This is a genomic window from Streptosporangium subroseum, assembly GCF_900188345.1.
Lineage (GTDB): Bacteria > Actinomycetota > Actinomycetes > Streptosporangiales > Streptosporangiaceae > Streptosporangium > Streptosporangium subroseum.
The window spans coordinates 77,779-92,866 of record NZ_FZOD01000022.1 but is presented as its reverse complement, the minus strand read 5'-3'; the positions used below and the strand labels follow the sequence as shown (position 1 = coordinate 92,866).

Below are 15,088 nucleotides of genomic sequence, written 5' to 3'. Positions count from 1 at the left end.
GTCAGCGCGGACACCAGGAGATGGATGCCGGTGAGCGATGGGCCGGCGGCGAGAAACACCTCGCCGCCGAGGCGGTGGGCGGGCCAGAGGTCTCCACGACGACCCGGGCACCCACCGCCCCACCGGTCATGCGCAACCCCTGGCCTGCGAAGAGGAAGATCGCGATCGGGGAGAAGGAGTGATCATGCCCGTTGACAGCGGTCATCGTCGTCCCCCCGTTCCGACGAGTCGTTCACGGTCCGCGATCGTAGCGGATACTCTCCGTCACCATGAGTCCAAGTGTCATAAAGAGCCGATTGGCCGGGGGCCACCTGGCCCCGACCGGCCATGCCGCCGCGACGGTGGATCCCCACGGCCGCGGCCGCCGTCAAGCGTTGTGATCTCTTATCGGCTTTGGGGCGGATTCCACCCTGAGTAATGGCTGGCAGAAGTCTGAACGGCGGCTGGCAGAAGCCCGGACGACCGGCTCTTGGGCGAAGTGTCCGGATACGATGCTTTCTTCTGTCCCTCTGTTATCACCCGCAACGTCCGGAGCTCCCCCTCATGAAGTCTCCAGCCCAATTGCTGATGGCCGCCGTATCCGCGGTCGCCCTGGTCGCCACACCGACAGCCGCGTGGAGCGCGGAGCTGCCCACCCCGACTGCGAAGCCCACCACGACCGCGAAGCCCACCACGACGGACAAGGCCACGACGACGGACAAGGCCAAGTCCGCCGCCCCAGTCGCGCCCGTCGACTGCGCGAAGGTCAAGTGCATCGCGCTGACCTTCGACGACGGTCCCGGCAAGTACGCCGACAAACTGCTCGACACCCTGAAGAAGTACAAGTCCAAGGCGACGTTCCTTCTTGAAGGTCAGTACGTGAAGTCGCGCCCGGCCTTCGCCAAGCGCATGGTCGTCGAGGGCCACGAGATCGGCAACCACAGCTACACCCACCCGCACCTGCGTGACCTGACCGAGGACAAGGTCCGCGAGGAGCTGGACAAGACCCAGGCCATCGTCAAGCAGGCCACCGGGAAGTACCCGACGATCATCCGCCCGCCGTACGGCGAGCTCGACTCGCGGGTGCAGGCGATCGCGACCGAGATGAAGATGCCGATCCTGCTGTGGAACGGCGGCTCCCGCGACTGGGCGACCAAGAACGAGACGGCCATCTACAACGAGGTGCTCAAGAACGCCAAGCGTGACGGCGTCATCCTCATGCACGACTGGGTCGAGCAGACCGTCAAGGTGATGCCGAAGCTTCTGGTCGCGCTGCAGAAGCAGGGCTACCACGTCGTGTCCGTCTCCTCGCTGCGCGGCGCGAAGGGTCTGGAGCCGGGCGACATCTACCCGGTAGGATCCGAGCTGGACAAGGACCTCTTCGTCGACGCGCCCACCACGGACTCGGAGATGTCGGCGGAGTCGCCGGCCGACAACCCGGGCTGAGCCAGCCGCTTGCCCAGCCGCTGCATGGGAAGCTCCAGGTAGCGGTAGGTGAGCCAGCTCAGACCGAGCACCAGCGCGACAAAACCTGCCGACAACATCACCTGCACCACCGGCTGCATGGCTCGCACATCTCCGGCGACGGCGTACGCGAGCTTCAGCAGCGGGTGGTGCAGGAGGTAGACCGAGTAGCTGATCAGACCCAGCCAGACGAGGAAACGGGGCAGGCTCCGGTGGCGCAGAGCCATCGCGCCCGCGAACGTCCCACCGGCGAGGGCCATCGTGATGAACCACGCGGCCGGCTGGACCCACCACCAGCCCGCCTGGATCGACCACACCGGGGACAGCGCCACGAGCACGGTCGCGACGGCGACGGGCCAGAGCCCGCCCGTCCCCTGCTCCCAGCGGCGGATCGCGGTCCCGATGAACATCACCGCGAGGATCGCCGCGCCCAGCCACGGCACGAAGCCCGCGAAAAGCAGCAGGACCAGGGCCGTCGCGGCGAGGACGTAGGCGGCGGGGACCCGGAACCGGCCGCTGACCAGGCACACCACGCCCACCACGAAGATCACGCACGACACGGTGGCGGGCCAGGGGCCCTTGAGCAGCGGCGCCGACAGCACCAGCCCCGCGACGACGGCCACACCGCCGAACCCGATGGCGAGGGTCCCGCTCCGGCGGTGCAGCCCGCCGATGAACAGCGCGGTGACCACCAGGTAGAAGACCATCTCGTAGGAGAGCGTCCACATGGTGTCCGCCAGGCCGCCGACGTGCACGACGTCCAGCAGCATCGTGATGTGCGCGGACACGGCCGACAGGTCCCGGGGCACCTGGTTGCGGACCGGTATCCAGAAGGCCATCACCAGGACGAAGACCGTGACCAGGAGATACACCGGATAGAGCCGGAAGAGCCGGCTGATCCAGAAGGCCCGCACATCGCCGCGCCCCTCCAGCGAGACCGGGATGATGTAACCGCTGACCAGGAAGAACACCAGGACGCCGTACATCCCCACGTTGAACACGTACTGCCGTGGAAGGGCGGGCAGGAGCCAGGGCAGCATGTGCTCCAGCAGCACCGCGATGGCACCGAGCCCGCGCAGCGCGTCCAGCCATGCCAGCCGGGTGCGGGGTGTGGTCATGGGGGACCTGACATCGATCGCTGACGTGGACACCCGCCCCAACTTACCGCCCCACACATAACGAAACTGGATGAACAGCCACCTTTCACCAGCACGGCTCCCCACCTCGCCCCCCGGTCGGGCGACGGTCCGGCCGGGAGGCGAGTAAGGCGGTGAGGAAAGAGCATTCACCTGTTGCTCTACGCGATACTCCGGCTACTTTACGCGACAGTCGGCATCATCGGTCAACCGTGGACGGTGCCGTCAGCGAGCGGTGCCGTCAGCGAGCGGGGCCGTCAGCGAGCGGGGCCGTCAGCGAGCGAGGTCTTCGGGCGGCACGACCGGCAGGACGATCTTTGATGCCCTGACCGCGTCGTGGAACACCGTCTGGTCCGCGACGCTCATGACGGTCGCCGCCTCGGCCGGTTCGCCGGTGTTGAGGTTGCGGTCCCATCTCGGGAAGTTGCTCGACGTGATCTGGACCCGGATCCGATGACCTTCGAGGAACACGTGACCGATCGACCACAGGTCGATCTCGTGTTCCGCGGGCTCGCCCGGCACGCCCGAGACACGGAGGATCCCGTCCGTGAGATTGCGCGACACGGAGTCGACGCCGACGTCGCAGAGCCGGGCCACCCAGTCCGTCGAGGGCGCGGTGGAGGAGGTGACCAGCGAGACGCGGACGCGGCCGGTCACCTCCAGGTCGGCTTCGAGCGGCTCGCCGGTGTAGACGAGCACGTCCGGCCGTTCTTCGACGCGGCGCTGGTCGTAGGGGCCGGGAGGGAACTCACTAGACATCAGCAGGGTGCCGCCGAGGGTGATGACCGGATCGGCGGGGTCGTACCGGTAGGTGTCCGGCTGTTTGCCGGCACGAGGCGCCTCGAATGAGAGGCCGCCGTCCTCGCGCAGGTACATCGGGGTGTCCACGCTCCGGGCCAGAGGCCACGCGTCCTCGTCGCGCCACCGGTTGACCCCCGTGACGAAGATCCGTACCGGCCTGCCGTCCGGAGCCGCGGGACGGCCCGGCTTCAGCCGGCGGTCCAGCCAGTCGAGCCGCAGGTCTCCCAGGGAGGCCCGGAGGTCGATGCTTCCCTGGTCGGCCGCCACCCCGAAGTTGACCTCGCCCTGCTGACCCGACTGCCCCTGGTGCGACCACGGCCCGATCAGCAGGGTCGACGGCCTGCCCGCGGCGCTCATCGCGATGTGGTTGTCCAGGGTTCCCTGCAGGAAGACGTCGAACCAGCCGCCGACGTTGAAGACGGGGACGTCGACCCGGTCGTAGGTGCCCGCGACGCGGCAGTCGTCCGCGGCCTCCGGATCGGCGAGGGCCCGCTGGTAGCCCAGGTCCGGGACCCCGGCCCGCTCGAACGCGGGAAACGCGCCGGACGGCAGCTCCCAGTACGTTCTGGTCGCCAGGGCGTCGATCTCGGAGACCAGCGCGGTGAGCTCGCGATGGAGGTCAGCGGGAGAGTCCTTCCACCTGCGGGCGAGGAGGTCGGGGCCCTGGGAGAGGGACCAGCTCGCGCTGAGGCCCAGCTCGACCGCCCCGCCGCGGCCGAACAGGCCGTCGAAGGGCTCCGACCAGGTGAACCCCGGGACGATGGCCCTCAACTCCGGCGGGCCGCCCGCCGCCGCCATCCACTGCGCGTTGCCCAGGTAGCTGGGACCGTACATGCCCACGAGCCCGTTGGAGCCGGGTAGCGCGGCCGCCCAGCGCACGGTGTCGTGCCCGTCCGCCCGCTCGTTCGTCAGCGGCTCCCAGTCTCCGTCGGAGCCGGAGCGCCCGCGGGTGTCCTGGAGCACGACCATGTATCCGCGGCGCACCGCGGCCAGGGGCTCCAGGATCCTGAAGATGTTCGGGTCCTGCTTGCCGTAGGGAGACCGTACGAGCAGCACGGGCCAGGGACCGTCGCGGGTCGGCCGGAAGACGTCGGCGCGCAGGACGGTGCCGTCGCGCATCTCGCCGGGGACATCGAAGTCGATCAGTACGTCTCCCACCGGAGCCCTCCCTCGAAAGGCAGAGCGAACCCGGGTCAGCGCGGGGTCGCCCTACGTGAAGATAACGTTATCGCGATAAGGGCAGGTAGTCCTTGGGGAAAGGGTTTCTGTGACATGACAGAAACATTGCCCGACGCGCGGGTGGAGAGATGGAATCGCGCCCGACGGACCGGTTCCGGAGCGGGACCGCGGGGTGTGGCGTGGGGTGTCCGACGGCCTACGGCCGGAGCTCGCCCGACCCCCGGGGAATGAGCTCGACCGGGACCGTCACGCTCTGGACCGGCCGGGTGGGATCGGCGGCGCGGGCCAGGAGCAGCTCGATGGCCGTTCGCCCTATCGTCGCGCTGTTCTGGGCGATGACGGTCAGGGCGGGGCGCAGGAGGTCGGCCAGCAGGAAGTCGTCGAAGGCGACGATCGCGATCCGGCCGGCGTCGGCGCCGAGGTAGCGCAGGACCTCCACGGTCGTGGCGACGTTGCCGGTGATGAGGGCGGTCGCGGGCGTGGGACCATCGAATGCCGTGGTCAGAGCGCTGGCGATGCGCGCGGGCTCGACGGCCCCGGCATGGACCATGCCCTCCAGCGGGCCGCCGTTGGCCGTGACGCAGGCGCGGAAGGAGGCGGCGCGCTCGCGTCCGGTGAAGATGCGCTCGTGGTCGCCGATGTAGGCGATGCGGTTGTGCCCGTGCTGGACGAGGTGGCGGAAGGCCGTGCCGATGCCCGCGGCGTTGTCCGACAGCACGGCGTCCGCGGGGACCCCGCCGGTCGGCCGGTCGAAGGCCACCACGGGCATTCCGGCCTCGATCTCGGGCGCCAGATACTGGTGGTTGGCGCTTATGGGTTCGATGATGATCCCGTCCACGCGCTTGCGGCACATGGACATGACCGCCTCGCGCTCGCGCTGCTCCTCGTCCTCGGTCGACATGGCCAGCACGGTGAGCTTGGCCTTCCGCGCCGCCTGGTCGATCGCGCTGAGCACCGGGTGGGCGTCCGCGAGGTTGCGCACCGCGGCGCCGATGGTGCCGCTGACGCCCCGGCGCAGCTGCTGGGCGCGCTCATCGGGCTCGTAGTCAAGGGTGACGATGGCCGCGCGCACCCGTTTGACCAGGTCCTGGCCCACGGTGGGATCGTCGTTGACCACCCGGGACACGGTGCGCAGCGCGACTCCGGCCGTGCGGGCGACATCCAGCATCGTGGGCCGCTTGCCACGGCGTCGCCCTGCGGTGCCCTCAACCGTGCGCTCGGTCATCGCTGCGATCCTCCCCTTTTTCCCGGGTGCCAACCTATCCACCCGGATATCGACTTCCGTGCCCCGTCGGGTTTCGATCCGGGCAACACCCTTGACACACCGGCGAAACTTCCTATTCTCGGGATAACGTTATCGCAAGGTGCCTGCATACAGCTCGCCGGACCATGCTCGACGAAAAACTCAACCGTGCGACACGACCGAAGGAGGACGATCTTGATACGTAAGACCATGCTCGCCACATGCGTTGTCGGTGCCCTCGCCCTGACCACCGCCTGTACGAGCGCCGGCAGTGGCGGCACCGGCAGCGGCACCAGCACCCTGACCTACATGACGTTCGAGACGCCCAGCCTCAACTCGACCTTCTGGAACGACTCGATCGCGGCCGCCTCGAAAGAGGCCCCCGGGGTGAAGATCAACCGGATCACGTCCCCGAGCACCGACAGGGACGGATACGCCAAGCAGCTGCAGGCCTCCGGCCAGTTCCCGGACCTTCTGCAGTCGATCACCCCGTCCACCTTCGCCGGCGCCGGTCTGCTCGTCCCCTACGACCAGACCTGGGTGGACGCCAACTTCCTGCTCCCCCAGGGCAACGCGCTCAAGGGCAAGGTCTACATCCCGCCCACGAACTCCCAGATCATCCCGGAGGTCTTCTACAACAAGGAGCTCTTCGCCAAGGCGGGTGTGGAGCCGCCCAAGACCTGGGCCGACTTCCTGACGGTGTGCGCCAAGCTCAAGGCCGCCGGCATCACCCCGATGGAGCTGGGCGGCGGTGACCCGTTCGCGGCCAGCATGCCGCTGGTCGGCGTCCTGAGCGCGGACGTCCTGGGCAAGAACCCCCAGTGGCTGCAGGAGAGGTACGCGGGCAAGGTCAAGTTCACGGACGCCAACGTCGTCACGGCGGTCGAGAAGTATCGGAAGCTCGTCACCGAGGGCTACTTCGACAAGGGCGCGCTCGGCGTGAAGTACGCCGACTCGATCACGCAGTTCACCGGCGGCAAGGCCGCCATGTACATGATGGGCAGCTGGTTCCTGGGCTCCGTCCCGAAGGACAACGCCGACAACTTCGGCGCGTTCCCCGTCCCCACCGATGACGGCTCCGTGGTCATCCCCTTCGCCGTCGGCGGCTCCATGGCGATCAGCTCGAAGACCAAGGACCTGGCCGGCGCGACCAAGTTCGCCCAGGCGTGGTCGCTGGCCCCGGGCAACCTGAAGGCGCTCATCGAGAGCGACGGCGCGTTCCCGATGCTCAAGGGCAAGACCCTCGACGACTACAAGGTCACGGTCAGCCAGGTGTTCAAGGACTCCTTCGCCTACGTCACCGACGAGAACACCAAGGTCGCCTCCATCGGATGGGCCAGCAACGACGACGCGATGCCGCCGGGCCTCAACGACCAGCTCTACGCCGCCAGCCAGGCGCTGTTCACCAGCGCGGACGTCAAGGGCGAGATGGCCAAACTCGACACGGCCTGGGACACCGCCACCAAGTAGTCCCCACCGGCCGACGAACGACGACCCGTGTTGAGGCACCTCCTTTCGAAGTCCTCGACACGGGCCTGAAGGAAGTGACATGCGGACTCGGAAGAGTCGAGCAAGCAGGGACAACGGACTCTTCGGATTAGCCGCCGTGGCTTTCGGCCTGTACCTGTGTTTCCTCGTGCTACCGCTCCTGCTCAGCCTCAAAAGCAGTTTCACCGACGAGAACCCGTTGCGGGCCACCAGCGGTTTTGTGGGCCTGGACAACTACGGCGAGATGATCCACGACGATCAGCTCCACGCCAGCCTCGGCTTCACCCTGATCCTCGCGGTGGGGGTCACGATCGCGGCCAACGCCATCGGCATCGCGTTCGCGATGATGCTGAACCGCACCAACCTGAGCTACCGGGTCATGAGGACGATCGCGTTCCTGCCCCAGGTGCTGTCCGGAGTGATCGTCGGCTTCGTGTGGCAGACGATCCTGACCCAGCAGGGCCTGCTGAACGTCACCCTGCAACGCATCGGGCTGATCGACTCGCCGATCGCCTGGCTCGGCAGCCCGAACCTCGCGCTGCTGTCCATCGGCGTCGTCGTCACCTGGATCCTCACCGGTTTCACGACCGTCGTGTATCTCGCCGCCCTGCAGGGAGTCCCGGTGGAGCTGTACGACTCGGCCGCCATCGACGGCGCCACCACGTGGCAGAGGTTCACCAGGATCACGTTCCCGCTGATCGCTCCCGGGATGACCATCAGCGTCACGATCTCACTGATCACGGTGCTGAAGCTCTACGACGTCATCACCGTCCTCACCGGAGGCGGCCCCGCGAACTCCACCCGATCCACCGCGCTCTACATCGTGAAGCTCGCCTTCACCGACAACCGCTTCGGATACGCCTCGGCGGTCGCGATGCTGGTGCTCGCCATGTCCGCGGCCATCGCCCTGTCGGTCACGAGCCTCCTTCGCCGCCGTGAGGTGAACTTTTGACCGCCATCAACGACGTGCTGCGCTCCCGGGCACGCCTCGTCATCGCGGGTGTCGTGACCCTGCTGTTCGTCGCCCCGATCTACCTGACGATCGTCAACGCCTTCAAGGCGCAGTCGCAGATCCTCGAAAGCCCCGAAGCACTGCCGATCCCGCCGACGATCGACAACCTGAGCACCGCGCTGGCCAGGCCCGACGGCCTCATCCAGCTCGGCCTGCAGAACTCCCTGATCGACGTCGTCTTCTCGGTGGCGCTGCTCATCCCCCTCGCCTCCGCGTTCAGCTTCTACATCTCCCGGAGGAAGACGAAGGCACGGGCGGCGGTGCTCGCCCTGCTCGCGGCCGGTCTGATGATCCCGCCGCAGGTCATCCTGCTGCCCACCATCCAGATCCTGACGTTCTTCGGCCTCGATCACAGCTATCCCGGGCTGATCCTCTCCAACCTGGGCGGCGGCTACCTCTCCTTCGCGGTGTTCGTGTACGTGGGCTTCATGCGAGCCGTTCCGAACGAGATCATCGAGGCCGCCCGCCTCGACGGCGCCAGCGGGCTGCGGATCTGGTGGGGGATCGTCATGCCCCTGGTCCGGCCCGCCACGGCGACGGTCGCGATCTTCTCCTCGCTGTGGATCTGGAACGACTTCCTGAATCCGCTGTTCATTCTCGGCCCGCTACAGGGTCAGACCATCACAACCGGCCTGTACCTGACGATTGGTCAATATTCCGTGGATTACGGACAGCTGTTCGGCATCATGTTCCTCGCCGCGATCGTGCCGGTGGTGGGTTACCTGTTCGTGCAGAAGCAGTTCATCGCCGGTCTCACCTCCGGGTCGTCGAAGTGACCATGAAAACGGACACTTTCAGCGAGGCGCCCTCCACCCGCCCCTCCGCCGAGGGGCGGCCCGCGGGCGTCCCCGACCTGGACGACGTCGCCGGCGAGTGGATGGACGCCTCCGAGCTCGCGCACCTGCCGTCCCTGCGCAACCAGCGCGGCCAGGGCCATGTCAACCACGACCTCACGTCGCTGTCCTGGGTGGCGGCTCCGCCCTTCTCCCTCGGTTACCACACCGGCGTTCTCCGCCTCGACGGAGTCGCGCTCGCCGCGCAGCGCTACCGGTGGAAGCCCTGGGGCGTGCAGCGGGAGCATCGCTCCGCCGAGGTGACCGTACGGTCGGACACGCGCATGGCCCTGTCGGAGAACCTGCTGCTCTGGCAGGTCGATGTCACCAACGAACGGGCCGTCCCCTGGACCTGCACGGTCAGCCAGGACCTGTTCGCGATGATGTCCCATTCGGAGGTGGGCTGGGGCTGGCTCTACGACGTGCCGTGGACCGAGGGCGACTACCACGACTTCGTCACCCTGGAACGGATCCGCGACACGACCCGCGCCCAGAGCGAGCACCTGCCCTACCTGCTCGGCGCGGGACCGCGGCGGATGCGCCTGGGCCGGCCGCGGGTCCCCGGAATCCAGCGGGACGAGGCCGACGCGGCCATGTTGCTGGAGTACGAGCTGCCTTCGCACTTCAGCCAGGACAAGGTCCTCCCCCGGTATGACTCGGCCGGCGGCACGATCCGCGACATCCGGTGCCTCCCCGCGTCCGGCGGCGACCCGGTCTTCGTGTTCGCCGGCGACGCCGAGCTGGAGCCGTCGACGCAACGGACGCTGGACGGCGACGAGTTCGAGCTGCGCGACGGTCTCGTGCTGAGCTTCGAGTTCCGCCCGTCCACGCCGGAGGGCGACGGCGTCATCCTCACCCACGGCAACCACCCGGACTCGCTCCAGCTCGGCCTCGACGGAGGCCGGCTCTGGTTCGGCATCTCCGGCGAACGGGAGCACGCCGACGCCCCCTCCCTGACCGCCGGGCGGTGGCACGCGGTCTCGGTCGTCCTCGGCGAGCAGCAGGTCACCCTCGTACTCGACGACCGCGAGGTGGCGACGACCCGGCACTGGTCGCTGTCGCGACGCTGGAGCTCGTCGATCGCCGACGGCGCCGTCGCGGTCACCGACCTGCGCTCACCGGCGCGGGCGGCCTACGCCTTCGACACGGAGCCCACCGAGATCCGCGAGCTCGGAAGCGGCGCGCAGGCGAGCTGGTCCCTCACCCTCGGCCCCGGCGAGACCCGCACCATCGGTGTCGTGTGCGCCTACGGGACCGACCAGGCCGACGTCACCGCCGCGGCGGGCCGTACGGCCGGCGCCTTCACCGATGTCCTCCGCGGCACCGAGCAGGGCATGCGCCGGCACTGGGACAACATGTTCACCCCGGGAAACGACGACTTCAGCGGGCATCTGCCCGCGCTGCGGGCCGACGATCCGGAGCTCGCGCGGGCCTACTACATGGGCGCGCTGACCGTGCTGTACATGCGCAACCTGTACGCGAGCCCGAGTGAGCCGATCTTCCTCACCGGAGGGCCCCGGCTCGGCCCCACGACGACCTTCTACTGGGACCACTCCGAGTGGAGCCGCATGTACGCGCTCCTGGAACCCGCCGGGCTCAAGTCATGGCTCCGGCGCGTCCTGAGCGGCCCCTACGGAGACTCGTTCGGCATCGACGCCAGGAACGGAGGCCCGCTCGGCAACTACTACGCCGCCAACGACTGCTCGCTGTTCCGGCTGGTGGAGCACTACATCTGTGTCAGCGGCGACCTCGCGTTCCTCGACGAGCGAGTTGGTCGGGACACCGTCGCCGACCACCTGGAGCGGCTCGCCTACGGCTGGAAGGGCAGGCGCAGGGAGGCCACCGGGGGTGTCCTGGCCGACTTCGGCGACGACTCCTGGCGGCTCCTCGAATGCGTCCCCAACTACATCAACGTCGTCACCTCGTTCAACGCCGCCTACGTGGCCATGATGCGCTCGCTGGCGGCCCTGCTCCGTTTCCGCGGCCGCGACGACGACGCCGTCCGCGCGGAGGCGGAGGCCCGCACGCTCGCCGACGCGGTGCTCGACCTCTACGCCGAGGGCGGACGCTGGTCGATCCGCCACCCGGACGGCGTCGAGACCATCGGCCACTCCCTGGACTTCGGTCTGGTGGCCGCCGCCATGCACGACGACCTCAGCGAGACCCAGCGCCGCGACATGGTCACGTTCGTCACCGAGCACCTTCTGACGGGCACCTGGATGAGGGCTCTGTCGCCGGACGATCCCATCGCCTCCTTCTCCGACCGCCCGGACCACGGCGCGGGAGGGGCGTTCTGCGCGTGGCCGGGGGTGACGGCGAACGGATTCGCCAAGCTCGGCCGCCGTGACCTGGCCATCGCCCTGCTCAGACTGACCCCGCAGTCGGCGTCCGGTGCGCTCTGGGGACAGGCGATGGAGGTCCTCGACGGCGATCCCGTCCGCGTGCGGGTCGCGGAACGAGGGGTCTCCAACCGCGAGTCCATCGGCGGGGCGGCCACCGCCGAGGCGGTCATCGCGCTGTTCGACGTCGACCCCACATTCGCCGACCTCGGCACCGCCTCGGTCGCGCCGGCCGCCGGGCGCGTGCCCGGCGTCGGAGTGCTGTCCAACCTCAACGTCGCACCGGCCTCCCCTCCCCCGGGGCTGCCCGGTGAGACCTCACCCCGCTAGACCGCACGATCGTACGACCGCAGGACACGACGGCATCGGGCGTCGGCCGGCACCGGGACCCACCGGAGCCGGCCGGCGCCCGGGATCCATCGGAGTCGGCCCGCACCCGGCGACCACCGGGGAACCGGCCGGCCTCCGGGATCCGCCGGGGAACGGCCGGGTCCGCCCGGAACCGGCCGGCACCCGGCTCGATCGGGGCGACGTCCCCGATCTCATCGAGAAAGGACATGTCGTGATCGGTAAACGACGATGGCACCCCCTGCGGACCCTGTCCGTTGTCCTCACCGTCTCGGTTGTCACGAACCTCGCGCTGATGCCTCAAGCGCAGGCGGCAACCCCCACACCGACGCAACAGTGGACCGAGGTCCAGCAACTGCTGACCGGCATCAAGGGTCAGTGGACCAACCAGGCGTACAGCGACGCCGTCAGCCGGAGCATGCCCAACACCGCGCTCCTCGGCAACGGCGACATCGGCGTCACCTCCGGCGGCGGTGACGGTTTCAAGACGTTCTACATCTCCAAGGGAAACTTCTGGGCCGGCAACCCGTCGCCCTCCCTGGTCGCGCTCGGCGGCGTGACGATCGCGCCCGCGGGCGGCAGCACGCCCTCGGCGAACCTCGCCCTGGGATCGTCGGCGACGGCCTCCAGCTCGCACCCCAGCTTCCCGGCGAGCCGGGCGGTGAACGGGCAGTGGGCCGCCGGCTACGAGGGCTGGGTCTCCGAGGTCGGAAAACCCCAGTCGATCAGGCTCGACCTCGGATCGGCCAAGACCATCGCCCGCTACGTGGTCAGGCACGACGGCGCGGCACGGTCCGGTGAGACGGCCAACAACACGAAGAACTTCGTGCTGGAGACCAGCGTCAACGGCACGACCTGGGCCGCAGCCGACACCGTCGTCAACAACACGGCGAACGTCACCGACAAGACGATCACCTCCGTCAGCGCCCGCTACGTACGGCTGAGCATCAGCGAACCGACCCAGGGCACGACCTCCGACTCCCAGCAGAACCCCCGCGCCCGCATCGGCCAGCTGGAGCTCTACGGCCCGGGAACCTCGGGACCGCCGCCGACCTCGGGCCCGTTCCTTGAGGAGCAGAACATCCTCAAGGGCGACGTCGACACCACGATGACCATCGGCGGCGTTCCCGTCACGATGAAGACCTGGACGGCGGCCAACGACAACGTCGTGGTGACGCAGATCACGTCCAACGGCTCCACCGCGACGCAACTCCAGGCCCAGACCTGGTCAGGCTCCCAGGACGCCCGGTCGGGCTTCACCAACACCTCTGGTGTGTCGGGCACCACCACGTGGGCCACGCGGGCGACCCCCACGGGCTCACGCTGGGTCTCCCGGGCGTCACTGGCCACCCGCGCGATCGGCGCGAACCTCGTGGGAAGCCCGTCCGCGAGCGGGGCCACCGCAAAAATGGTCTTCGACCTCCAGCCCGGCCAGACCGTCCGCATCGTGACGAGTGTCGCCGGCGGCGGCCAGAACCCCGCCGACCCGGCCCCCGGCGCCCGGACCATCGTCGACGGCCAGACCCCCGCGTCGCTCGACACCCTCTACGCCCAGCACGTCGAGTGGTGGAAGCAGTACTGGCTCACGTCGTACGTCGATCTCAACGACGACGTGCTCGAGAAGTACTACTACGGCTCCCTCTACCTGCTCGGCTCCTCCAGCAGGGCGGGCAAGACCGCGCCCGGCCTCTACGGGATCTGGGCCACCACGGACTCACCCCAGTTCAGCGGCGACATGCACCTGAACTACAACTTCGTGGCCAACTTCTACGGCGCCTACTCCAGCAACAGGGCAGACCTCGCCCTGCCCTACTACGACCTGATCCTCGCGTACGTCCCCGAGGCGAGGCGCCGGGCGCAGCAGGACCTCACCCGCGTCAATCCGAGCTACATCAGCAGCCGGTTCCCGAGCGGCGGGATGCCGAGCGGCCTGCTCTTCCCCGTCGGAATCGGGCCCTTCGGGTCGACGGCCGACGACAACTACCACCAGCAGGTGGGCAACTCCCTGTTCACCGCGTCGCAGTTCGTCGCGTACTACGACTACACCCAGGACAGGAACTTCCTGTCCACGAAGTCCTACCCCTTCATTAAGGAGGTCGCCGCCTTCTTCAAGAACTATCTGGAGTGGGACGCGGCCGCGCAGCGGTACAACCTCTTCACCGGCCCGCACGAGGGTCTCTGGGGAAAGAACTCAAGCCCCGACGTCGGGCTGCTGAAGTATCTCCTCACGGGCCTCATCGACGCGAGCACCGACCTGGGGGTCGACACCGCGGACAGGGCGACCTGGACGCAGATCCTGCAGCACCTGCCGGCGACTCCGACGACCGTCTACAACGGGCAGACCGTCTACGCGCTCGCCGACCCGGGAACGATCACGGGTAACGACACCCGCAACATCCACCCGGGCGACAACACGGTCAATCTGGAGTTCATCCACCCAGGAGAGGTCCTGGGCATCAACTCCCCGGCCGCCGACCGCCAGATCGCCATCAACACGCTGAACGTCATGAACTCCTGGGGCCAGGACAACAGCTTCCCCAAGGTCTTCACCCAGGCGGCCCGGGTGGGCTACCCGGCGCAGAGCCTGATCGACCAGCTCAAGAACCAGATCACCACGAAGATGGCCGCCAACCTGCGCATCCGCGACAACTTCCACGGTCTGGAGAAGGGCGGAGCGACGGAGGCCGTCAACAACCTGCTCCTGCAGAGCGACGACGGCATCGTGCGCCTGTTCCCGGTGTGGCCGACGAACAAGAACGCGAGCTTCGTCAAGCTCCGGGAGAAGGACGCGCTGGTGATCTCCAGCTCCTTCCAGAGCGGACGCGTCACCTACGTCGACATCACAAGCGAGGCGGGCAAGACCGTCAAGCTGCAGAACCCGTGGCCGGGTCAGACCGTCGTGATCAACCGGGTCGGCGGCGGGACCGTGACCCCCACCGTCAGCGGCAACGTGATCACCTTCGCCACCCAGGCGGGATCGACCTACACCATCGCGGCGCCCTGACCGCGATCACACAAGGCCGTGACGTCACGGCATACGGCCTGACAGACACAACCCCGCTGGTTCTCCCTCTCCGGTGAACAGATGCGATGGCCCCCGGCGACACTCTCGCCGGGGGCCATCGCATCTGTGGTCTGCTCGCTGCGGATCCGACCGCCGGAAGAAGACCTACCGTCGAAGCCGTCCACGCTCAGTTCTGTGGGCCGTCCCGGTAGTCCTTGAGCATCTCGCCCGGCCAACCGGGCTCGCGTACTTCGCCGCGCGG

10 protein-coding genes are annotated in these 15,088 nt (G+C 68.3%); 7 read left to right on the top strand and 3 right to left on the bottom strand.

Going from position 1 to position 15,088, the window contains the following annotated elements; translation table 11 throughout:
- Window positions 1–20: 20 nt before the first annotated feature.
- Window positions 21–182 carry a hypothetical protein gene (locus CHC08_RS49685; protein ID WP_179282160.1) on the top strand — a complete coding sequence of 54 codons (162 nt, stop codon included), beginning with the start codon at window positions 21–23 and terminating at the stop codon, window positions 180–182.
- Between the two features lie 361 nt (window positions 183–543).
- Window positions 544–1,425: a polysaccharide deacetylase family protein gene (locus tag CHC08_RS22575; RefSeq protein WP_089209340.1), complete on the top strand. Its 882-nt coding sequence runs from the start codon at window positions 544–546 to the stop codon at window positions 1,423–1,425.
- Here CHC08_RS22575 and CHC08_RS22570 read toward each other — a convergent pair.
- The 3 genes from CHC08_RS22570 to CHC08_RS22560 form a co-directional block, all read right to left on the bottom strand.
- A complete protein-coding gene (locus CHC08_RS22570) occupies window positions 1,326–2,561 on the bottom strand; it encodes an acyltransferase family protein (protein WP_089209339.1) in 1,236 nt (411 codons plus the stop codon). The two genes, CHC08_RS22575 and CHC08_RS22570, sit on opposite strands and share 100 nt — an antisense overlap.
- Before the next feature lie 291 nt (window positions 2,562–2,852).
- Complete coding sequence (locus CHC08_RS22565) at window positions 2,853–4,538, bottom strand: CocE/NonD family hydrolase (RefSeq protein WP_089209338.1); 1,686 nt, start codon at window positions 4,536–4,538, stop codon at window positions 2,853–2,855.
- Between the two features lie 217 nt (window positions 4,539–4,755).
- The gene (locus CHC08_RS22560) at window positions 4,756–5,784 is read right to left on the bottom strand and encodes a LacI family DNA-binding transcriptional regulator (protein WP_218825425.1); all 1,029 of its coding nucleotides are present in this window, start codon (window positions 5,782–5,784) and stop codon (window positions 4,756–4,758) included.
- 213 nt (window positions 5,785–5,997) lie between these two features.
- Here CHC08_RS22560 and CHC08_RS22555 point away from each other — a divergent pair, with 213 nt between their 5' ends.
- From CHC08_RS22555 to CHC08_RS22535, 5 genes are all read left to right on the top strand, one after another.
- Window positions 5,998–7,272: an ABC transporter substrate-binding protein gene (locus CHC08_RS22555; protein ID WP_218825424.1), complete on the top strand. Its 1,275-nt coding sequence runs from the start codon at window positions 5,998–6,000 to the stop codon at window positions 7,270–7,272.
- Between the two features lie 136 nt (window positions 7,273–7,408).
- Window positions 7,409–8,242 carry a carbohydrate ABC transporter permease gene (locus tag CHC08_RS22550; RefSeq protein WP_218825423.1) on the top strand — a complete coding sequence of 278 codons (834 nt, stop codon included), beginning with the start codon at window positions 7,409–7,411 and terminating at the stop codon, window positions 8,240–8,242.
- Window positions 8,239–9,078, top strand: coding sequence for a carbohydrate ABC transporter permease (locus CHC08_RS22545; protein ID WP_089209335.1), 840 nt, complete (start codon window positions 8,239–8,241; stop codon window positions 9,076–9,078). The genes CHC08_RS22550 and CHC08_RS22545 overlap by 4 nt, the downstream gene beginning before the upstream one ends.
- Before the next feature lie 2 nt (window positions 9,079–9,080).
- Complete coding sequence (locus tag CHC08_RS22540; protein ID WP_089209334.1) at window positions 9,081–11,804, top strand: laminin G domain-containing protein; 2,724 nt, start codon at window positions 9,081–9,083, stop codon at window positions 11,802–11,804.
- A gap of 232 nt (window positions 11,805–12,036) precedes the next feature.
- Window positions 12,037–14,826 (top strand): discoidin domain-containing protein, encoded by a 2,790-nt coding sequence (locus tag CHC08_RS22535; protein WP_089209333.1) that lies wholly within the window; start codon window positions 12,037–12,039, stop codon window positions 14,824–14,826.
- The last annotated feature ends 262 nt before the right edge of the window (window positions 14,827–15,088 follow it).

What these genes read in the sequence shown, in the direction of transcription:
- CHC08_RS49685 (WP_179282160.1), top strand. Translation starts at nt 21, where the DNA reads ATGGATGCCGGTGAGCGATGGGCCGGCGGCGAGAAACACCTCGCCGCC.
- CHC08_RS22575 (WP_089209340.1), top strand. Translation starts at nt 544, where the DNA reads ATGAAGTCTCCAGCCCAATTGCTGATGGCCGCCGTATCCGCGGTCGCC.
- CHC08_RS22570 (WP_089209339.1), bottom strand. Translation starts at nt 2,561, where the DNA reads ATGACCACACCCCGCACCCGGCTGGCATGGCTGGACGCGCTGCGCGGG.
- CHC08_RS22560 (WP_218825425.1), bottom strand. Translation starts at nt 5,784, where the DNA reads ATGACCGAGCGCACGGTTGAGGGCACCGCAGGGCGACGCCGTGGCAAG.
- CHC08_RS22540 (WP_089209334.1), top strand. Translation starts at nt 9,081, where the DNA reads ATGAAAACGGACACTTTCAGCGAGGCGCCCTCCACCCGCCCCTCCGCC.